The sequence below is a fragment of the Geovibrio ferrireducens genome (genome assembly GCF_026226615.1).
In the GTDB taxonomy this organism is placed as follows: domain Bacteria; phylum Chrysiogenota; class Deferribacteres; order Deferribacterales; family Geovibrionaceae; genus Geovibrio; species Geovibrio ferrireducens.
The window spans coordinates 12,279-33,340 of record NZ_JAJAPB010000019.1; the positions used below are offsets into that span (position 1 = coordinate 12,279).

The 21,062-nt window shown below is 46.8% G+C and carries 19 protein-coding genes; 6 read left to right on the forward strand and 13 right to left on the reverse strand.

Annotation, left to right across the window (positions count from 1 at the left end; all coding sequences use genetic code 11):
* Nucleotides 1-5: 5 nt before the first annotated feature.
* Complete coding sequence (locus tag OSQ85_RS13305) at nt 6-1,190, forward strand: MFS transporter (RefSeq protein ID WP_265823750.1); 1,185 nt, start codon at nt 6-8, stop codon at nt 1,188-1,190.
* Between the two features lie 36 nt (nt 1,191-1,226).
* Here OSQ85_RS13305 and purB read toward each other — a convergent pair whose 3' ends face one another.
* Genes purB through OSQ85_RS13320 form a run of 3 tightly spaced genes read right to left on the reverse strand, consistent with a single transcriptional unit; the run spans nt 1,227 to nt 4,624 of the window.
* The gene (gene purB / locus OSQ85_RS13310) at nt 1,227-2,660 is read right to left on the reverse strand and encodes an adenylosuccinate lyase (RefSeq protein ID WP_265823751.1); all 1,434 of its coding nucleotides are present in this window, start codon (nt 2,658-2,660) and stop codon (nt 1,227-1,229) included.
* 51 nt (nt 2,661-2,711) lie between these two features.
* Nucleotides 2,712-3,992 carry an amidohydrolase family protein gene (locus tag OSQ85_RS13315; protein ID WP_265823752.1) on the reverse strand — a complete coding sequence of 427 codons (1,281 nt, stop codon included), beginning with the start codon at nt 3,990-3,992 and terminating at the stop codon, nt 2,712-2,714.
* Nucleotides 3,989-4,624 (reverse strand): HAD family hydrolase, encoded by a 636-nt coding sequence (locus tag OSQ85_RS13320; RefSeq protein WP_265823753.1) that lies wholly within the window; start codon nt 4,622-4,624, stop codon nt 3,989-3,991. Before OSQ85_RS13320 ends, OSQ85_RS13315 begins: the two co-directional genes overlap by 4 nt.
* Nucleotides 4,625-4,744: 120 nt before the next feature.
* Between OSQ85_RS13320 and OSQ85_RS13325 the strand changes: the two genes are divergently transcribed.
* From OSQ85_RS13325 to OSQ85_RS13335, 3 genes are all read left to right on the forward strand, one after another.
* Nucleotides 4,745-5,182: an RrF2 family transcriptional regulator gene (locus OSQ85_RS13325; RefSeq protein WP_265823754.1), complete on the forward strand. Its 438-nt coding sequence runs from the start codon at nt 4,745-4,747 to the stop codon at nt 5,180-5,182.
* A gap of 526 nt (nt 5,183-5,708) precedes the next feature.
* Entirely contained in the window at nt 5,709-6,158 is a 450-nt protein-coding gene (locus tag OSQ85_RS13330; RefSeq protein ID WP_265823755.1) for a thioesterase family protein, read from the forward strand.
* Nucleotides 6,159-6,683: 525 nt separating this feature from the next.
* Complete coding sequence (locus OSQ85_RS13335; RefSeq protein ID WP_265823757.1) at nt 6,684-7,820, forward strand: hypothetical protein; 1,137 nt, start codon at nt 6,684-6,686, stop codon at nt 7,818-7,820.
* A 114-nt stretch (nt 7,821-7,934) separates the two neighbouring features.
* Here OSQ85_RS13335 and OSQ85_RS13340 read toward each other — a convergent pair whose 3' ends face one another.
* Nucleotides 7,935-8,915 carry a sigma-54 interaction domain-containing protein gene (locus OSQ85_RS13340; protein ID WP_265823758.1) on the reverse strand — a complete coding sequence of 327 codons (981 nt, stop codon included), beginning with the start codon at nt 8,913-8,915 and terminating at the stop codon, nt 7,935-7,937.
* Nucleotides 8,916-9,198: 283 nt separating this feature from the next.
* Between OSQ85_RS13340 and OSQ85_RS13345 the strand changes: the two genes are divergently transcribed.
* The gene (locus tag OSQ85_RS13345; RefSeq protein ID WP_407649380.1) at nt 9,199-9,471 is read left to right on the forward strand and encodes a type II toxin-antitoxin system HicA family toxin; all 273 of its coding nucleotides are present in this window, start codon (nt 9,199-9,201) and stop codon (nt 9,469-9,471) included.
* The gene (locus OSQ85_RS13350; protein ID WP_265823759.1) at nt 9,458-9,778 is read left to right on the forward strand and encodes a type II toxin-antitoxin system HicB family antitoxin; all 321 of its coding nucleotides are present in this window, start codon (nt 9,458-9,460) and stop codon (nt 9,776-9,778) included. The genes OSQ85_RS13345 and OSQ85_RS13350 overlap by 14 nt, the downstream gene beginning before the upstream one ends.
* A gap of 205 nt (nt 9,779-9,983) precedes the next feature.
* On the opposite strand, the gene OSQ85_RS13355 is transcribed toward OSQ85_RS13350, so the two are convergent.
* From OSQ85_RS13355 to panB, 9 genes are all read right to left on the reverse strand, one after another.
* Nucleotides 9,984-10,901, reverse strand: a complete 918-nt coding sequence (locus OSQ85_RS13355; RefSeq protein ID WP_265823760.1) for a dihydroorotate dehydrogenase — start codon at nt 10,899-10,901, stop codon at nt 9,984-9,986.
* Between the two features lie 6 nt (nt 10,902-10,907).
* Nucleotides 10,908-11,690, reverse strand: a complete 783-nt coding sequence (locus tag OSQ85_RS13360; protein WP_265823761.1) for a dihydroorotate dehydrogenase electron transfer subunit — start codon at nt 11,688-11,690, stop codon at nt 10,908-10,910.
* A gap of 1 nt (nt 11,691) precedes the next feature.
* Complete coding sequence (gene carB, locus OSQ85_RS13365) at nt 11,692-14,907, reverse strand: carbamoyl-phosphate synthase large subunit (RefSeq protein ID WP_265823762.1); 3,216 nt, start codon at nt 14,905-14,907, stop codon at nt 11,692-11,694.
* A 132-nt stretch (nt 14,908-15,039) separates the two neighbouring features.
* Nucleotides 15,040-15,570, reverse strand: coding sequence for an SWIM zinc finger family protein (locus tag OSQ85_RS13370; protein ID WP_265823764.1), 531 nt, complete (start codon nt 15,568-15,570; stop codon nt 15,040-15,042).
* A gap of 286 nt (nt 15,571-15,856) precedes the next feature.
* Entirely contained in the window at nt 15,857-18,151 is a 2,295-nt protein-coding gene (gene recG, locus OSQ85_RS13375) for an ATP-dependent DNA helicase RecG (RefSeq protein WP_265823765.1), read from the reverse strand.
* Between the two features lie 9 nt (nt 18,152-18,160).
* The gene (locus tag OSQ85_RS13380; protein ID WP_265823766.1) at nt 18,161-18,613 is read right to left on the reverse strand and encodes a chemotaxis protein CheW; all 453 of its coding nucleotides are present in this window, start codon (nt 18,611-18,613) and stop codon (nt 18,161-18,163) included.
* Between the two features lie 73 nt (nt 18,614-18,686).
* A complete protein-coding gene (gene panD, locus OSQ85_RS13385) occupies nt 18,687-19,055 on the reverse strand; it encodes an aspartate 1-decarboxylase (RefSeq protein ID WP_265823767.1) in 369 nt (122 codons plus the stop codon).
* The gene (gene panC, locus OSQ85_RS13390; RefSeq protein ID WP_265823768.1) at nt 19,056-19,904 is read right to left on the reverse strand and encodes a pantoate--beta-alanine ligase; all 849 of its coding nucleotides are present in this window, start codon (nt 19,902-19,904) and stop codon (nt 19,056-19,058) included.
* A 9-nt stretch (nt 19,905-19,913) separates the two neighbouring features.
* Nucleotides 19,914-20,723 (reverse strand): 3-methyl-2-oxobutanoate hydroxymethyltransferase, encoded by an 810-nt coding sequence (gene panB / locus OSQ85_RS13395; protein ID WP_322874104.1) that lies wholly within the window; start codon nt 20,721-20,723, stop codon nt 19,914-19,916.
* Between the last annotated feature and the right edge of the window lie 339 nt (nt 20,724-21,062).

Genomic DNA, 21,062 nt, shown 5'->3' on the forward strand with positions numbered 1-21,062 from the left:
AAAGTATGTTTATGCAGAATAAGTTGCAAAAGCAGAAGTTTCTGATACTTTTTGCTGTAAATTTTTTAATCACACTGGCTTTTGCCGCAAATGATGCGCTTTTTCCATTGTTCTATAATGAGTTTTATTCGCACGGAGTGATGTTTGGGTTTGCTTTTGCTTTTTATGCTGCATCAAAAATACTATTTTCGCCGCTGGCAGGCAGTGTTATTGACAGATACGGTCCGCGAACAGTTCTTTTTTACGCAGTTGCGCTGTTTACCGTGGTTTCGGTCATGTTCAACTTGGCGCAGGATGAAAAAGTAATTTTAATATTAAGAGTGTTTCAGGGAATCGCGTGTGCTGTATTTCGCCCTGTAATATACTGTCTGCTTGAGTTTTCAGAAAAGCAAAAAGGAAAAGCTATCGGTATCTTTGACTTATCGTTTTATTCTGCCGTTGCAGCAGCACCTTTGATCGGCAGTATTATTGTCGAAAAAGCCGGATTCAGCCATTTATTTTTATTTATAATGATTTGTTGTTTATTAAGTTTTTCACTTGCCTTTCTCATAGGCAAAACTAAAGAAACACCCGTTATCAAAGCAAAAAAAATACTCTGTAAAAAAGCGGCTGTCAGTATTTTAATGATTTATATCTTTTGCAGGGCATGGGGAATCTCCGCCATCACGGTTTTTCTTCCAATATACCTTAGCGGACAATCTGTATCAGTCAAAGAAATAGGCTTGGCCTTAAGTTTGTCAGCGGCTGTAACGGCTTTATTCCTGCCTTTCACCGGGAGATTAGCGGATTATTTTCATAAAGAGCTGCTTATCACCTGCGGAGGAGTGGCTGTGTCGCTTCTGCTTATTGCGACTGTGTTAGTTAACAGTTATGTTCATCTGCTTGCCGTACTTCTTTTCAGCGGAGTATTCAGCGCTGTTTCACAGCCGGCCTGCACAGCCTTGCTGTTTGAACACAGCGAAGCAGGTTCAAGGGGCAGCATTATTGGACATTTTAATATGTTTATGGGGCTTGGATTTGCGTGCAGCCCTGTTTTTAGCTCAATACTCTTAAAATATGCCGGGATTAAATCAGTTTTTGTCTTTTCAGGGCTTATGGGATTAGTGTCAGCAATTGCTTTCTGTTTAATAACATACAGCAGAACTTCAGCGCAGAACCTATGGAACGCGGGCAAAGCCGCCGGAACATAAAAAAAAGCGGGCTGATGCGCCCGCTTCGCTGTTTCTTTAAACCTTTATATCCACATCCAGACCGATGCAGTCCTTATATTTATCCAGCACAGGCTGAACCTCGCCTTCTATGAAGTCCACAACCTGCTCAGGGGCTCTGCCTACGAACTTGGACGGCTCCAGAAGCCTGTCTATCTCCTCGCGGGTGAGCGGCACTCCTGTGTGGTTTGCCAGCCTGTCAAGCAGGTCATTGTCCAACCCTTCGGATTTAACCCGTTTTCCGGCCTCCATGGAAGCCTCTCGGATGACTTCGTGCAGTTCCTGCCTGTCGCCGCCTCGCTTTACAGATTCCATTATTATGTTTTCAGTCGCCATGAAGGGCAGTTCGTCCATTACGCGCCTGTGGATCATTCTTTCGTAAACCACGAGGCCGTCGGTTATATTGTAAAGCAGTTCCAGAACCGCATCCATGGTGAGGAATGCCTCTGAATTACTGATTCTTCTGTTGGCGGAGTCGTCCAGAGTACGCTCAAACCACTGTGTGGCGTGAGTCATGTAAGGGTTCACGCTGAGCGCTATCACATGCCTTGAGAGTGAGCAGACGCGCTCGCTGCGCATTGGGTTGCGCTTGTAGGCCATTGCGCTGGAACCTATCTGATTTTTTTCAAATGGTTCCTCAACCTCCTTGAGATTAGCAAGGAGCCTGATGTCTGTGGCCATCTTGTGTGCGGATTCCGCAAGGGAGGCGAGGGCGGCGAGAACTCTTGAATCCTGCTTTCTGGTGTATGTCTGCCCTGTGATGGTGAGAACCTTATCAAAGTCCATCTTAGCGGAAACTGTTTTGTCCAGCCTGCGCACTTTGTCATGGTCGCCTTCAAAGAGGTGAAGGAAAGATGCCTGAGTGCCTGTGGTTCCTTTAACACCGCGGAAGCGGAGGTTTTCAATGGCGAACTCCAGAGCTTCGAAATCCAGCATAAAATCCTGAAGCCAGAGGCAGGCACGCTTGCCCACAGTGGTAAGCTGAGCGGGCTGAAAGTGGGTGAAGCCGAGTGCGGGCATGTCTTTATACTTCATCGCGAATCTGGCTATATTATTCATAACGCTGACAAGTTTCTTGCGCATCAGAACCATGGCCTCTTTCATCACGATAAGGTCAGTATTGTCGCCCACATATGCGCTGGTTGCGCCGAGGTGGATTATAGGCATAGCCTTGGGGCATACTTTGCCGAAGGTGTGGACATGCGCCATAACATCATGGCGGAATTTCCTTTCCATTTCAGCAGCATAGGCAAAATCTATATTATCAACATTCGCCTTCATCTCGGCTATCTGCTCATCAGTGATGTTAAGCCCCAGTTCCTTCTCTGACTCTGCCAGAGCAATCCAAAGCTTTCTCCATGTGGAGAATTTTTTGTGAGGGGAGAAGAGATAAAGCATCTCTTTGCTTGCGTACCTCTCGTTAAGAGGGTTTGAATAGGTGTTAATGTCCATTTTATGTCCTTCTTCAGTATTTTATACGGTTTCCGGTCTCAGCAGTCTTGGTTATCCTTTGATCTTAGCTGCCCATGAACGGGCTTTGTCCTTTATCTCATGCTCATCAATAACGGTAATAACCCCGTTTTCCATCAGGCATTTACCGTTTACATACACGTCAGTTACATCCCGCTGGCTTGCGGAATACACAAGGTGGGAAACCGGATTATACACTGGTGTGACATTGACCGCATCAAAAGACAGAACAAAGAAATCCGCCTTGTAACCGGCCTTGAGCTCTCCGCATTTTTCAAGCCCCAGAGCCTTTGCGGCGTTTTTCGTTGCCATATCCAGAACAGTTTTAGCATCCAGAACAGTGGCATCCATGTTAAAAGCCTTATGGAACTTAGCAACGGTGCTCATTTCCCCAATCATATCAATGTCATTATTGCTCGCTTGACCGTCAGTGCCGATGGTGACGTTCATTCCGGCATCCAGCATCTTTTTCACAGGGGAAAACCCGCTGGCAAGCTTCATGTTGCTTTCCAGACAGTGGGCGGTGCACACGCCTTTGCTGCCCATGAGCCCTATCTCCTCATCGGTGGGATGAATGGTATGGGCGAAGATTGATTTAATGTCAAAAGCGCCCACCTCATTCATAAGCTCAATAGGGGATTTACCGTATCTCTCTGTTATATCGGCTCTTTCAGTTGGTGCTTCCAGAAGGTGAGTATGCAGAAGTATGTCATGTTTGCCGCAGAACTCAACGCACTTGCGGAAGTTATCCGGATTAACCGTGTACGGAGCGTGCGGGCAGAGGGAAATATCTATTGTTTCGTGATCTTTATATTTCTGATAGAGGGCAGCGCCTTTTGCTATGTAATCGTCAGCACCTTTGCCGGTTTTGGTGGGGAAGTCCAGCACCCCGACACCCACTACACCGCGAAGCCCGCATTTGATAAGGGCTGAGGCCACATGATCGGAGAAAAAGTACATATCATTAGCGCACACAGTGCCGCAGCGGATCATCTCCACAGCAGAAAGCAGAGTGGCATCATGCACAAAAGCGTCAGAAAGCCATTTTGATTCCACTGGCCATATGTGGTTTTTCAGCCAGTCCATGAGGGCAAGGTCGTCCGCAAGCCCCCTGAACATAGACATGGGCAGGTGAGCATGGGTATTTATGAGACCCGGAAAAACAGCCGAATTTTCCCGGCGGATAATCTCGCATCCGTTTTCAGGTGCGAGTGAAAGGCCTTCTATTATATTATCATTGATTATAAGGTATTTATTCTGCTCAATCTTTCCGTCATAGTAGATCCAGTCTGCGTAGATTGCCTTTTTTGTCATTTCAAACCTGCTATCTGAGGGATTTCCGAAGGTGAACCTATGAAAAAGTCCGCCTGAACAGACCTCAATTTACCATAGCCGTATTTACAAAAGCAAGTTTTTATGCCCGCTCCGGCGCCGCTTTCTATATCCGTGTAGTTGTCGCCGATCATAAGGGCATCATCAACGGAAAAACCCTTTTCCTTCAATATCTCACGGACGGGCAGGGGGGAGGGTTTTTTCTCATGGAAACAGTCAAATCCGTACCATCCGTCCAGATACCTGTCGAGCCCGAAATGACGCACTATAGAGTCAGTATATTCCGTTGCCTTGTTGGAAAGCACCACCTGACAGGCTCCGGCAGCCTTAAGACGTTCCATAACATCAGTAATTCCGTCATACGGCTTCGTGGTTTCAACCAGCCTTTTGTTATAAATTTCCCTAAAGTAATTCTCTATATTCTCGCTATATTTATCTGGTGATACTGCTCTTTCTATGAGCTTTCTAATCCCGTCGCCCACAAAGGTTCTGGTGGTATCAATCCCGAATTTCTCCAGACCGAACTTATCCAGAGTATCCATAAGCGAGGAGTGAATATCATCCAGAGTATTGAGAACCGTACCGTCGAGATCAAAAATTATCATTCTAAACATTGCATTATCCGTTAATTTTTTTATTTTAAATTCAAGTGTATAGGATATATATTATATGAGCGCACTGATTTTTTGGAAGTTCAAAATAGAAAAAACAAATAAAAATTATGGGGCATTGTAATGAGGATGTCGAAAAAAACCGAGTATGCGGTGCACAGCCTGGTGATTATAGCATGCGGCGGAGGAAACCACATTCAGCTTGAAGAGCTTGCAGAAAAACAAAACATATCAAAATCTTATCTTGCAAAAGTTATGCAGGAGCTCTCTAAAACAGGAATAATAAAGGCAAGTCCCGGTGTGAACGGCGGGTATTATATGGGAAAGGAGCCGTCATGCATCACCCTTGCGGATGTTTTCCGCATATTTGAAGACACGCCCAAAAGCGTATGCTGTCAGTTCGCCAACAGAAACTGCGACGCGGAAGGAGTCTGTGAAATAACCCAGCGTGTCAGCAAAGGATTTGAAAAGCTATATGAGGAGCTTGAAAAAACTACCTTTGCGGATCTGGTGGTCAAAGCGGATATTTCGAGGTTTGCACTGAACTGGCTTAAAGGATAAAATATCATATTCGGTGCTGTACTCAGAATGCAGCGCCGTATTTTCCTCTCACAAGCGAGAAAACTCCCCGACCTTTGTCTTTGCCTGTCCATGATCTCCAAACACGGCTTACAGCCGGAAATATAAAGCATTCCTTCCTTTGCCATCGTATAAAACTGAAAGCAGGGCAGCAGCAGGACCGGACAATCTGCACCCAGATGATTCTTCTTTTGATTCTTCTTCCTTTTGCTTTATATTTGCCGTATAATTTAACATAATATATCTTATCAGACGTTTTTAAAATAGAAATACCACTTCCCTGCCGGAAGTGCAATAAGGAACTTTTAAGGGGAGAAAAAACGAGCCTCAAATTTCATTTCTGAGCAAATATAAAATAAAAAGGAAGGCAAAGACCTTCTAAACAGGTCTCCGCATTGGAGAAAGGATTTCTGCCCTTTATAAAGGAAAATCCCTGTCCGGCAAATTTCAGAGAGCCTTCCGGCTCAGTTTTTGTTATACTGACACGTGATTTATGAGGAAAAATGATATGGACGAAATTATTGAACGCTTTAAAGAACGATTTGAAACACTCAGCCCCTTTCAGCGCTTTCTGGGTATGAAACTTGAGGTAACAGAGAGCTTCACCCCTGTAATAACCTTTGATATGAGAAACGAGCTCATAGGCAACTTTGACTACGGGATACTCCACGGCGGAGTCATAGCCTCCGTCATGGACGTGACAGCGGGAATATCTGCCCTGCTCTGTCTTCCTGTGAAATATCCCACTGAGACGGCGGATCAGATAATGAAACGTGTCAGCAAGGTGGGAACTATCGATCTGCGTGTGGACTACATCCAGCCCGGCAGAGGAAAGTCATTCACCGCCACGGGTGAAACCCTCCGTGCCGGCAACAAGATAGCTGTCTCTACTGCAAAGCTGCACAATAACGAAGGTCTGCTCATAGCCGCCGGAACAGGAACTTATTTGATAGGGTAAAAAAGCTACCCTTATCAGTAGATTACGCTTCGCAAACTTAGACCGGGCAGAGTGACACCCTGCCATTTTATGTCATTTTATTGTCATGGAAACATCAAATTTCATAATCCTATCAATCGTGTATAGCGTTTCAGAACAAAACTGCTCATTTCTGCATACTTAACATCTCCATTATATTTTTATGCCCCGACTAATTATTGTGATGTATCAGTAACTAACCAATCACTCCTGCTTTATGCTTGTGCAGAACTGCACAAGCTGATTTTTCAATATCCTTATTTATAAATGAATTAGCAATTGGCATATACCGTGCTTTTTAAGCAGCGAAAGTTAACGGTTCAAATGAATGCCTGATGTGAAACATTTGACCGGAGTACACAGCAAATCACTTTCCAAAAGCTATCCGCTTCCACAGATAGCCTTTTTCCCCTGGGTTCGACAGACAGCTTCGGCTGTCTGTCGGATTGGGGAACAACACCTACAAGGGAACGGGATCAAAATTTTACAACTAAGGAGTCCATTTTTATGAGAAATCTGTTACTTTTAGCAATTTTGGTATGCTTTTCCGCGAACGCATACGCAGCACAGTTTGACACTCCGGCCGGGAAGCTGGAAGTTTACTCCAGCATAAGAGGCTACGCCGGTTTCTCCGAAGTCAGCGATGTTCCGGGAAAACGCGACGATTCACAGTTCAAAATTGCTCTCCAGAGCAACACGAGATTCGGAACCAAGTTCAGCACAAGCAAGCTCACAGGTCACGTTGAATTCGGCGGACTCGGAAGCGAAACCTCAGATAAAGCAGATCCTACTCTTCGTCTCGCTTACGGCGACTACAAACTTGACAACGGCAACACATTCAGATTCGGCCAGTTCGCCACAGCATCTCAGGCTTCTTACAACAGGGTCGGCGATGAGGACGGCGGGCTTGACGGGTTCGGTAACCTTAAACAGGTTCGCCGTACAGGTTTAGGATATTACGCAGGCAATCTTTCACTGCACCTCTACACTCTCTCGCAGGATGCATGGAAGCCCGTATATACTGCTCCTGACAACTCTAAACCCACAATCCGTTTTCAGGCGCTTCTTCCCAGATTTGAAGCAGCATACAAGCTGAAAGATGTTAAAGTTTACGGCTCTTTCGCTGTGTTCAACGCTGAAACTGAGAGTGAAAGCGTGGCTGAGAAAGAGTTTGATGCTACTGCATACCACTTCGGCGTAAACCTTACTCCCAAGTTCGGCAACGTTGGCCTTAACGTGAACGCTTTCTATGCAAGCAACGCCGCGCTTTACGGCATGGTTGTTGACGGTGCAGGAAAAGGCACAAACAAAGACAGGCTTAAACCCGCTCTTAAAGCAAACAGCGACGAAGTTGAAGATATAACAACTTTCGGCGGCGCTTTAGGTGTAAACTTCAAAATCGATGACAGCAAAGCTCTTGAAGTTGGTGTAGGCTATCAGGTATCTGATCAGGATGGCTGGGATGAAGATGCTGAAACTCTTGCAATATATGCTCAGCTCCCCATCACTGTTATGAAAGGATTCAAAATCACTCCCGAAATCGGATACTTTGACTACGGCAGCAGCGTAATGCACACCGGAGGTAAAAAAGTTGATGAGCCCAAAGTTATACAGGCTCTTGTTCAGTTCCGTTTTGACATCTAATAAAAACCGTCCCCTTCCCTGAAAAGAAGGGGATCTGAATCACACTCACATCAGGCAGATTGCAGCATTGAGCGGCGTAAGGTTTTCCTTGCGCCGTTCTTTTTTTTGGCAGATTCAGATACCGTATTTGCGGCGTTTTCTTGTGAGGGTTGAAAGGTCTATACAGAGTTTTCCGGCTGCATCCAAAAGAGTCCGGGATTTTTGCAGAGCATCTTTTATCAGTTCTTTTTCGTATTGCTCAAGCCTGTATTTAAGAGAGTCCCTTATCTTTTCCCCTTTTAAAGCGGTTATTCCGCATTCCGAATAAATATAATCCGGCCTGATGCACGGCACAGGGCTCAGCAGAACAAGCTTCTCCACCACATGCCGCAGTTCACGGATGTTGCCGAACCACTCATAAGCCGTAAGCAGCTCTATGGATTCCCTGTCAAAGAAGACATTCTTCTTGTATTTGTTATTATAGACTTTGCAGAAATAATTGATGAAATGAGGAATCTCCTCTTTTCTATCCTTCAGCGGAGGAAGCTCAATTTCAACGGTACTGAGCCTGTAGTACAGGTCTTCTCTGAAAAAAGCGTTTTCTATCTGAGTTTTGATTGCTTTATTTGTTGCCGCGATAATCCTCACATCAGCAGACAGGGTCTTTTTTCCGCCTATTTTTACAAACTGCTTATGCTCAAGAAATGTAAGGAGCTTTGATTGAAGCTCAAGGGGCATATCCCCTATTTCATCCAGAAAAAGCGTTCCTCCGGCGGCCTGTTCGATAAAACCTTCATATCCGCCCTTCAATGCACCTGTAAATGCGCCCTGTTCGTAGCCGAACATTTTGGACTCAAAAAGCTGTTCGGGGATAGCACTGCAGTTTATATGAATGAAGCTGCCGCCCATGCGGCTTTCGTTATGGATAAAGTAAGCTAATTTATCCTTCCCGGTTCCGGATTCGCCGGTAATCAGGACAGATACATTGTAAGGAGCCACATGCGCGGCCTTGGAGTATATCTTCCGCATACTGCCGCATTCGACAACGAAACCATCGCCGAAGGAACAGGCGGTGTGCTCTGTCCTGAAACCGCTACCTGAAGCTGAAACAGACACAATAAGAACCCTGAAAGCCTGAAAACATACGAACCCCTTTTTACAGCACAGAAATTTTCACAACTGCCGTTATCCGTCAGGCTGCAAATACGATTTTATAAGGGTTATTTTATTAGGCATCAAACAATTTATCAATGCATAAAGCTTTGAAATAATTAAGATTTTTGACAGGAAAAAGTCAAATGGCAGCAGATTGGTTTCAATGGACAACAGTAGGCGACAGTTTACGTCAAATCCATTCAACTTTCTCTTGAAATGATACTATTAAGTGATATTATTATTTATGCAGAATATTAGCGCCAAGCATAGAAAAACTTTGAACGCTGTGTTTCACCTTCCTGTTAAGTCAAATATCATCTGGCAGGATGTTGAAGCTCTTTTTACCGCTCTGGGCGCAGAAGTTACAGAAGGCAGCGGCTCCAGAGTCAGGATTTATCTGAACGGTGTCAGAGCCGTGTTCCACAGACCACACCCAGAAAAAGAAAGAAATAAAGGAGCTGTAAAAAGCGTTCAGCGTTTTTTGACAGAAGCAGGAGTAAAAGATGCTGGAATATAAAGGTTACGTTGGTTCAGTAGTTTTTGATTCAGATGCCGAAATTTTTTATGGCGAGGTAGTCGGTCTGCGTGATGTAATAACATTTCAGGGGATGACTACACAGGAGATTAAACAGGCTTTTCAAGAATCAATTGATGACTATCTTGATTTTTGCAAAGAAAGAGGCGAAAAACCGGAAAAGCCATACTCTGGCAGGTTTGTGCTGAGAACCTCCGCAGAGCTCCATAAAAAGATCGCAGCCCAAGCTGCAACAGAAGGCAAAAGTATAAATGCCTTTATCAACGAAACTTTGGAGAAAGTAATATAAGAGATAAAAAAGGATCGGAAGACGGTGCATTTTTAGCATTGTGTAAAAAGAAGTTATTATTGATAAGTATATTGACTTTGAAATGGGAAAACCAATTAAGGCTATTCAAGAAAATATATAAATAAAACTAATACATCAATAATCTCATCCCCGCAATGATCTCAAAAATCATTGCGAGGATTATGAAGGTTAAGAATTGCCTCATCTATTTACTCAAATCCACCTTTCCGGTGAGTTCTGATATGTTTGAGAGTCCCTGACTTTCGGCATATTTCTCAAGCCCGTCAACGATTTTCAACGTGAGCTCCGGATCAACAAAGTTTGCCGTACCCACCTGAACTGCTGATGCGCCCACAAGAAAGAATTCCGCTGCGTCCTCCCATCTGATTATACCGCCCATACCGATTATGGGGATCTTCACAACTTTTGATACCTCGTGCACCATGCGCACGGCGACAGGCTTTATGGCAGGACCGCTGAGGCCGCCTGTAACGTTTGATATATAAGGCTTTCTGGTATGGATATTCACAGCCATGCCCAAGAGGGTGTTTATAGCGCTGATTCCGTCCGCCCCGCTGTCCTCACAGGCTTTGGCGAAGGGCTTAATATCTGTGACATTAGGTGAAAGTTTCACCAGCAAAGGCTTGTTACTGATGGCTTTTCTGCATTCGCTCACCACCTTTGCCGTCATGGACGGATCAGAACCGAAGGCTATTCCGCCTTCCTTTACATTGGGGCATGAGATATTCATTTCAAGCATATCAACATCAGCGTTATCAAGAACTTCTGCCACCTGAACATATTCCTCTATGGTTTTGCCCCAGAAGTTTACTATCACTCTTGTGTCATACTTTCTTAAAAGCGGCAGTTTCTCCTTGAGAAATTTGTGAACACCGACATTCTGCAAGCCGATTGCGTTCAGCATGCCGGAGGTGGTTTCCATGATTCGGGGCATAGGGTTGCCCTTAACTTCGTTGTATGAAATCCCCTTAACCGAGATTCCGCCGAGTTTTGATATATCTATGAAGCGCGCGTACTCCAGCCCGTAGCCGAAGGTTCCGCTTGCCGTGATAACGGGGTTTTTGAATTCCACCCCGCAGATGTTTACTTTCAGTACGGACATTTCAACCTACCTGCAAACCGATTCCCAAACGACCTTTGAGCCGTCAAACACGGGGCCTTCCACACAGCATCTTTTCTGCACTGTTTCCTCCCCTTCCCTCACATAGATGATACAGCCGAGACAGGCGCCCATTCCGCACGCCATGCGTTCATCCAGAGAGACATCCACCGGAACGCCGCCTTTGACACATATTCCGCTGACCGCCTCAAGCATACGTTTGGGGCCGCACGCATATACACGGTCGAACCCTTTTACATCCTGCCCGAAAGGCACAGTCACAAGGGCTTTATCCCCCACGCTGCCGTCATCAGTGGTGATAACGAGCTTGTCTATATGCGGGCGGAACTCGTCAGCCAGAATTATATCCTCCTGATTCCGTCCGCCGAAATACAGAGTAACGCTGCATCCGTCATCCTTCAGAAGCTTCGCTATCCAGAGCAGAGGGGCAATGCCCACTCCGCCCGCAACGAGAGCCACTTTTTGGTTCTTAACCGACTTAAAGCCGTTTCCGAGACTGGATGAAAATTCTATCACTGATCCGGCGGGGCTTTCCGTCATGAGACGTGTTCCCTTCCCCACAAGCATGTAAAGCAGGCGGAAGGTATTTCCGCGGACATCCACCAGACCAAACGGCCGCCTGAGAAGCGGATCAGCCAGATAGTCCTGCAAACCTGTTTTCACCATGACGAACTGACCGGGCTTGGCTGTCTGCACAAACTCAGGCGATTCGATTTCCATAAGGCGGTATTTATCATTAAGTCTTTCGTTTTTAAGGATAATTCCCTTCATATTATTTCCCGAAATATTGCTGAATCGGTTTAACTGTCATGCCCTTGTGGATTTTGGATTCAATGGCGGTAACAACAGCCTGAACAGCTTCAAGGGTTGTGGCGTAAGGCACGCTGTAGCTGAGGATCGCCCTGCGGATAGATTCCGAGTCCAGCCTTGAGCGTCTGCCCGCGGGAATGTTCAGGCAGAAGCTGATCTCCCTGTTTTTCACCGCGTCCACAATGTTCGGTCTGCCTTCGCTGACCTTTTTGATGCGCTCAACATCTATGCCGTGACCGGCGAGGAAGTCGTATGTGCCCGCAGTGGAAACAACAGTGAAGCCCAGTTCCACAAATTTCCTGGCGACAGGGAGCACACCGTCCTTGCAGGCATCCTTAACGCTGATGAATACCTTGCCTTTTTCAGGCAGCTTATTGCCAGCAGCGAGCTGAGACTTGTAGAATGCCATGCCGAAGTCGGTATCTATGCCCATAACCTCGCCTGTGGACTTCATTTCGGGTCCGAGGACAAGGTCAGTTCCGGGGAACTTGACGAAGGGGAATACAGCTTCCTTAACCGTATAGTATTCGGGATAAATCTCTTCCGTGAAGCCGAGTTCTTTCAGTTTTATACCCACCATCACCTTGCTTGCGATTTTCGCAAGAGGGCGGCCGATGGTTTTGCTCACATAAGGTACGGTTCTGGATGCTCTGGGGTTAACCTCAAGAATGAAAAGCTCATCGCCTTTGATTGCCCACTGAACATTCATCAGACCTATTACATTAAGTTCTCTGGATAACTTCTTGGTTTCGCTGATTATTTTAGCCTGCATCTCCTTAGAGATAGTGCGCGCCGGAATGGAGCATGCGGAGTCGCCGGAGTGGATTCCCGCTTCTTCGATATGCTGCATTATTCCGCCGATGACAACCATATCGCCGTCACTCACGGAGTCCACATCCACCTCAATGGCGTTTTCAAGGAACTTGTCAATGAGCACAGGGTGGTCGTCACTGGCTTCTACGGCGTATTTCATATAGTTTACAAGGGCTTCACGTTCATAAACGATCTCCATCGCCCGTCCGCCGAGTACATAAGAAGGACGCACAACCACCGGATAGCCTATTTTATCGGCTATTTCAAAGGCTTGCTGGTCATTCTTGGCTATGCCGTTGGGCGGCTGTTTGATATGCAGCCTTTCTATGAGGTCTTTGAACCTCTCTCTGTCTTCTGCTATGTCAATGCTGTCAGGGGACGTACCGAGGATCGGTACACCTGCTTTTTCAAGAGGTACAGCAAGCTTGAGGGGTGTCTGCCCGCCGAACTGAACAATCACTCCGATCGGTTTTTCCTTCTCAACAATGTTGAGCACGTGCTCTTTCGTGAGCGGCTCAAAGTAGAGCCTGTCCGAGGTGTCATAGTCGGTACTGACCGTTTCCGGGTTGCAGTTGACCATGATTGTCTCGTAACCGGCCTCTTCCAGAGCGAATGAGGCGTGAACGCAGCAGTAGTCAAACTCTATACCCTGCCCTATCCTGTTGGGCCCTCCGCCGAGGATGATAACCTTCTTCCTGTCAGTGGGTTCCGCCTCACACTCATCCTCAAAGGTTGAGTAAAGATAAGGTGTGTTGGACTCGAACTCTGCGGCGCAGGTATCGACCCTTTTATAAACTGCCTTGCGGCGTGAGTTTCTTACTTCGTCTTCGTTTGTTTTAAGGAGTTTGGCAAGCCTCTTGTCAGAGAAGCCGAGCCTTTTCGCACTTTCCATCATATCAGCGTTTACAGCCTTAAGTGAACCCTTAGCCCTGAGTTCCGCCTCGAACTCTATGATCTCCTTGATATTGTCAAGGAACCACGGGTCTATCGCACTGATTTCATGTATCTCTTCCGTTGTGTAGCCCGCCCTGAAAGCATCACCTATGTACCACATACGTTTGTCTGTGGGGCGGCGGAGATATTTCTCTATCTCCTCCCTTACGGATTCCCTGCCGAGCTCTTCCGCGGGGAAAACTTCGTCAAAGCCTGTTTTGCCTGTTTCAAGGGAGTTGATGGCCTTCTGGAGGGATTCCTTAAAGGTTCTGCCTATGGACATAACTTCGCCCACGGATTTCATCTGGGTTGTCAGCCTGTCATCCGCGCCGGGAAATTTCTCAAAGGTGAATCTGGGGAATTTCACCACACAGTAATCTATTGTGGGCTCGAATGATGCCGGGGTCTTTTTGGTGATGTCGTTGGGTATCTCATCCAGAGTGTAACCGACGGCAAGCTTGGCGGCAATTTTGGCTATGGGGAAACCTGTTGCCTTGGATGCCAGAGCGGAGCTTCTGGAAACTCTGGGGTTCATCTCGATGATTATCTGGCGGCCGTTGGCAGGGTTCACCGCAAACTGAACGTTTGAGCCGCCCGTGTCCACGCCTATCTCACGCATAACCTTGATTGAGGCGTTGCGGAGTTCCTGATATTCCTTGTCTGTAAGTGTCTGTGCGGGTGCAACAGTGATGCTGTCCCCTGTGTGAACACCCATGGGGTCAAAGTTTTCTATGGAGCAGATAATAACCACATTGTCGTTCAGGTCGCGCATTACTTCAAGCTCGTATTCCTTCCAGCCGAGGGCGGATTCCTCCACGAGGATTTCATGCACTGGCGAGGCCTCAAGCCCCCACTCAACATAGCTTTTGTATTCCTCTATGTTATAGGCAACGTTTCCGCCTGTTCCGCCCAGAGTGAACGAAGGGCGTATGATGGCGGGAAAGCCTATGCTGTCTATACAGTCCATAGCCTGCTGATATGTGCGGACTATTTCGCTTTTCGGCATATCAAGGCCTATTTTCGCCATAGCCTCTTTGAAAAGCTCGCGGTCTTCCGCTTTTCTGATAGCCTGAACATTCGCGCCTATGAGCTCAACCTTGTGTTTTTCAAGCACACCTGCATCGTAGGCGGCCAAAGCAAGGTTGAGGGCTGTCTGCCCGCCGACGGTGGGAAGAATGGCATCGGGTTTTTCCACGTCCAGAATTTTGTCCAGAATCTCAACTGTGAGAGGCTCTATGTATGTGGCATCGGCTATTTCGGGATCTGTCATGATCGTAGCGGGGTTGGAGTTTATGAGGACAACTCTGTATCCTTCCTCCTTAAGGGCTTTTACAGCCTGTGTTCCCGAATAGTCAAACTCGCAGGCCTGGCCGATAACAATGGGGCCTGAACCTATAACCAGAATGGTTTTGATGTCGTTTCTTCTTGGCAACTCATCCTCCGAAATATATGGGCAAAATTGGAGTTTTATATCAGAATTATTTCCCTTTTACAACACTTGATGGCGAAAAAAAATTATACAAAAAAAAGCCCCTGAAATACAGGGGCTTTTTAAGCTTAATCTCTATTTTTGGCTGCACAGCAGGTACAGGCACGCAATCTTTAAAGGATCGGTCAGCACATGGTTCTTGCCGTTCAGATCCTCTTTAACTATGGAGGAGAGCTGCTGGATTGAAACTCCCGCAAGTTCCGCCACCTGAGAGGAGCTTATATTTTTGCCGCGCACATCGTCAAGGAGAGACTTAAGCGTGGTTGTTTTGATGTAAAATTTAATATCGTCAAAAGTTGTTATGCTTTTTCTATCCAGTTTGCGGCTGCTGGCGAAAACCCACGGTGTATAGATGTAAGTCAGGCCGAGGGCAGCGGCATGCTTGCAGAAAACCTCCTTGGAGTTGGAACATTCGCATGAAAACTTTATGGGGTCTGAATCGATTTGGAGAGTGGTTATGTAAGCACCGTGGTTACCCTTGATTGTTCCCTTCAGAAGAGAACCCTCAACAGAGCAGTCGATAAATTTACCGACATAGTTTTCCGCCCTCTGCAAATTCAGAGGAGTGGAAATGTTTCTAAGCTGTTCTTCACTAAGCTTTGGCATCTGCATCGGCGACCTCCTTAATTTATGATAAAAATTTTCCCGTCCATGGAAAATTTTTATACACGCTCGCGGTTTGCAAAGCAAACCTTCGCTGCGCACGGCGCATTTCCTTCCATGGAAATGCTAGGGGTTAATGAATAGCATCCCTCACGGGGAAACTTCTGTACACGCTCGCGGGCAGATAAACCGCCCTGTTAAACCGTCATGCTGAACGAAGTGAAGCATCTCAATTTCACGCAGAGATTCTCCGCCCTGCTCAAGCCTGCCCTTTTGACTGTCTGACCGTCTAACCGATGTTAAGGAAGTCAATCCCTTCCTTCCATCTGGTTTTAAGGGCTTCCAGAACAGTTTTATTAACCGGTTTTGCCAGTTCGGGATCTTCTGCGAGAAGCTCTTCCGCTTCCGCTCTTGCCCTATGTAATATTTTGACATCTTTTACGATATTTGAAAACCTAAACTGCGGTAAACCTGATTGTCTTGTACCGAAAAAATCTCCGGGGCCCCTCAGCTCCAGATCAATTTCGCTGAGCTTAAAGCCGTCAGCATGCTGTTCCATGGCTTTAATGCGGGCTTTTCCGTCCTCGCTTATCTGTTTGGAGTACACCAGCACACAGTATGACTGCTCCGCACCTCTGCCCACTCTTCCCCTTAGCTGATGAAGCTGAGAAAGTCCGAACCTTTCTGCGTTTTCTATTACCATCACAGTGGCATCCGGCACATCCACCCCGACCTCAATAACCGTTGTGGAAACAAGAACTTTCAGCCGTCCGTGCTTAAAGGCGTTCATCATTTCACGCTTTTCGTCCGCCTTCATCCGTCCGTGAAGCAGCCCTGTCACATCCTCTCCGAAATAATGAGCAATCTCCTCATATCCTTCGGTTGCCGCTTTCAGGGCGAGTTTATCGCTGGTATCTATCAGCGGGTATATAAAATAGGCCTTATGCCCCTTATCCAGTTCCTTCTTCACCGAATCAAATATCCTGTGACGGGAGCTTTCGGGAAATGCCTTGGTAATAATCGGTTTTCTGCCGGGCGGCATAGCGTCAATCACGCTTATGTCAAGATCGCCGTAAAATGTCAGTGATAATGTTCTGGGGATCGGTGTTGCCGTCATAAGCAGAATATCAGGTGTATACCCTTTTTCCACCAATGTCTTGCGCTGTAAAACGCCGAAGCGGTGCTGTTCGTCTATCACCACAAAGCCGAGAGCGGCAAACTCAGTGTCCTCCTGAATAAGGGTGTGTGTACCCACCACAAAATTAATATGCCCTTCCCTTACAAGCTCTTTGGACGCTTTTTTATCCTTATCCGCCGTGGAGCCTGTGAGCAGAGCAGCCGTATATTTTGTTCCGTCCAGAAAATTCAGCAGGCTGCGGAAGTGCTGCTCTGCCAAAACCTCCGTGGGTGCGATTATTGCCGCCTGACATCCGTTTTTCACAGCAACCATGGCAGCAGTGAAGCAAACTATGGTTTTTCCGCTTCCCACATCCCCCTGCACCAGCCTGTTCATCTGCTTCGGACGCTTCATATCATTAAAAATATCCGCCAGAACCCTCTTCTGGGCGGAGGTGAGCCTGAAGGGCATCATCCCTGCTATCTCTTCCAGAAACTCAGGCTTCACATCAAACGCAATGCCTGAAACCTCCTGATATGTCTTCTTTTTCATCAAAAGCCCAAGCTGGAGATAAAAAAGCTCCTCAAACACAAAACGCTCATATGCGGGATGGCTGCGGGTCTGGAGTTTTCCGAGCTGGCTTATATCGTCAGGGTAATGAAGTGTCTTCACTGCGGAGCGTACATCAGGGTATGAATATTTATCCGCCAGACGAAGCGGCAGAGTATCGGGCATGTATTCCAGATAGTCATGCACAGCACGGAATACGGCGGATGCGTAAGTCTTATGGCTGACCGCTGTGGGCAAGCTGTAGACTGCCCGGATTTTACCTATGTCGGCTTCACTTATCATTTCAGGGTGAACTATGGAGTATGAGCCGTCCATCCTGCCGATATTTCCGTAAAGGTGGTATCTGGAGCCAATGGTGAGCCCCGATGCGGGGTATGACTTTGAGAAGTTAAACCACAGGGCGGAGAAAAACCCTGAATCAGAGCGGAAAACAGCTTTGTATATCCGCTTTTTCCCTCTGGTGAATGTCGGGCCGTGTGTCTCCAATACTCCGGTGAGAACGCCCTTCTCCCCGCCTTCATAGCCTATGGCCTCGTAACGGAAAGGAAAATGAAGAAGAACATCCTCCATATTCACTATACCGGCTTTTTCCAGCGCTTCGGCGGTTTTGCCGCCTATTCCCTTAACTGTTGCCACCGATGTATGCAGAAGAGCAGCCGCCTTTGTGCTGCCCGAAGCGGATGCTATGAACATAGCCAGTTCATGAACAACAGCGTCAAGCTCCGTCAGGGACGGTTTCTCCTTCTCCGCGGTGCGTGCGGCCATGGCGGAAAGTGTAGGGTTAAGCTTTGCTGTGTATTCAGATACGGATAAAAGATAAGAGGCCGGATTTTTGATGAAATCCGACCTGTTTTTTCCTATGGAATTAAGGAGTTTGCGAAGATTGCCAAGCTCCATGAGCCTTTGCTAGAAGTAGCTGAGCGCACTGGCTTCGTTGGGGTTGAATATCCTGTGAACATCAAGGATAATGATCATGCCGTGCTTGGTTCTGGCTACGCCGTCAATATAGCCGGAGTTTGTACCTGTGGAAGCGCCGGGAGCCTTGTCTATGACTTCGGGATCAAGCCTGAGCACTTCATCCACACAGTCCACGACAAAGCCTATCTTCTTCCCTTTTATATTAACATTGATGATTCTTGTCTGTCCGCTTTCTTCCGGAACGGCAATACCGAGCTTTTTACGAAGGTCAACAATAGGAATAACCTGACCGCGCAGATTTATTATCCCCTCCACAAAAGCGGGAGCCTTGGGAACCTTGGTGATGTCCATCATACGGAGAATTTCTTCTATATCCATGATATTGATGCCGTATTTCTCACCGCTCAGCATCAGACTGACTATCTGTCTCATTTCAGCCATGTGTAAACCTCTAAGCCCGTTTTATAAATAAATAATAACAGGATAACGAGTTATTGGCAAGATCGAGGTTCGGTTATACCAGAACCCCGTCCTTTGATACGATTCTGTTGTGTTCATCAAGCTGGACAACAGTAGGCTTGAAGCCTTCAAGCTCTTTTTCGTCCATCATGGCAAATGTGGCGATTATTACCCTGTCCCCCACCTGAACAAGCCTTGCCGCGGCTCCGTTGAGGCAGATTTCGCCGCTGCCTCTGCGCCCTTCAAGGACATAGGTGGAAAAACGGGAACCGTTTGTTATGTTCCAGATGTCAACCTTTTCAAATTCAAGTATGCCGGATGCGTCAAGAAGGTCTTTGTCAATGGTGACGCTGCCTTCATAGTTGAGGTTGGCATCAGTTACCGTAGCTCTGTGGAGCTTTGCTTTAAACATATTTCTGAGCATTTACATCACCTTAAAGAGATTATTGTCTATCAGCCTTGCCTTGCCGATATACACAGCAAGAGCAAGCAGGAAATCCCCGCTGAGATCCTTAACAGGTTTCAGCGTTTCGGGGTCTACAAACTGTACGTAGTCTATTCTGGTGTGCGGGTGATCCTTGATGAAGCTTTCAACTATATGCTTCACTTCGGAAACCTCCGTCTCTCCGCCTTCAACTGCCTCATAAACCAGAGCAAATGACCTGCTGAGGCAAAGGGCGGCTTTGCGTTCCTCACTGTTGAGGTAAACGTTACGGGAGCTCATTGCCAGCCCGTCCGCCTCTCTCACAATGGGCATTCCTATGATTTTTGTATTCATATTAAGATCAGCCACAAGCCTTTTGATAACCTGAAGCTGCTGATAATCCTTCATTCCGAAATATGCCTTATGGGGCATTATTATATTAAGAAGCTTGGTGACTACCAGAGCCACACCGTCAAAATGGCCGGGTCTGGAGCTTCCGCAGAGGCCGTCACTCACGCCGGAAACACTTATGGTTGTGCTTGAGCCCGCAGGGTAAATCTCCTCGACTGACGGTGTAAAAAGGAAATCCGCCCCGGCTTCCAGAAGCATGGCCGCATCCTTTTTCATATCCTTCGGGTAGTGCTCAAAGTCTTCCCCCGCGCCGAACTGAGTGGGGTTAACAAATATGCTCACCACCACTATGTCATTCTCCTCTCTGCATTTTTTAACAAGGCTCAGGTGTCCTTCATGCAGATACCCCATTGTGGGCACAAAGCCTATTCTCTTGCCCACGCATCTGTAAATATTAATCTCTTCTCTTGATTCTGAAATCTTGGTTATGATTTTCACTCAAACACCTCAGAAGCTGTGTCCGCCGTCAGGAAAGACACCGCTTTTAACCTCTTTAACATAGTTTTCCGCGGCTTTTACCGCAACCTCTTTGAGGTTAGCATATCTTTTAACAAATTTTGGCGTAAAGTCATCAAATAAGCCGAGAACATCATGATAAACCAACACCTGTCCGTCGCAGTGCACACCTGCACCTATGCCTATTGTGGGTATACCCACGGCGGCGGTTATCTTTTTAGCAGTTTCCGCCACAACTCCTTCCACAACAATGGAAAATGCACCGGCATTCTCAAGGGCTATGGCATCAGCGGCAAGCTTTTCGCTTCCGTCTTTGCCCTGAATCCTGTACCCGCCCATCACATGGACAGACTGCGGCATGAGACCAATATGCCCCATAACGTTTATGCCTGATTTGACAAGTCTTTCCACGAGAGGAGCAATCTCCGCCCCGCCCTCAAGCTTCACAGCCTCTGCACCTGTTTCTTTGATGACACGGACACAGTTTTCGATCGCCTTTTCATGGCTCACGTTATATGTGCCGAAGGGCATGTCAGTGACAAGAAATGCTCTCTGGAGCCCTCTTTTCACTGACTTAGTATGATAAATCATCTCGTCCAAAGTCACGGGGATGGTGTTTTCATAACCGTTCATCACCATTCCGAGGGAATCACCCACAAGAACAATCTCTATACCTGCCTGATCGAGAATTTTGGCGGATGTATAGTCATATGCGGTAATGCAGGTTATTTTTTCATTTTCTGATTTCATTCTGCGGATGTTGGAGACGGTGATCTTCTTGATTTCAGCGTGTTTGCTCACTAAGGCACGCTCCCATGATTTTTTGCGCAGATCCGCAAACGGGAGGCTTAACGGGAGATATTGAATTGTTAAGTCTCGGTCTTTTGAGGGATCCAAGCTGAGTTACATATATGCAGTTATGAACAATATGTCAAGGATAAATAAGGGCGCGGAAACGTGAGCCGCCCCACCGAGCTTTATCTGAACTCCAGCTTCATTCTATACAAGCGTTTCTGTGTCACTGCGAGGAGCGGGAGCGACGCGGCAGTCTCTGAATATACTGAGAGATTGCTTCACCATTTCATGGTTCGCAATTGTATATGTCAAGTAATTCGAGGACAAATATCGTTTAACTGCTGC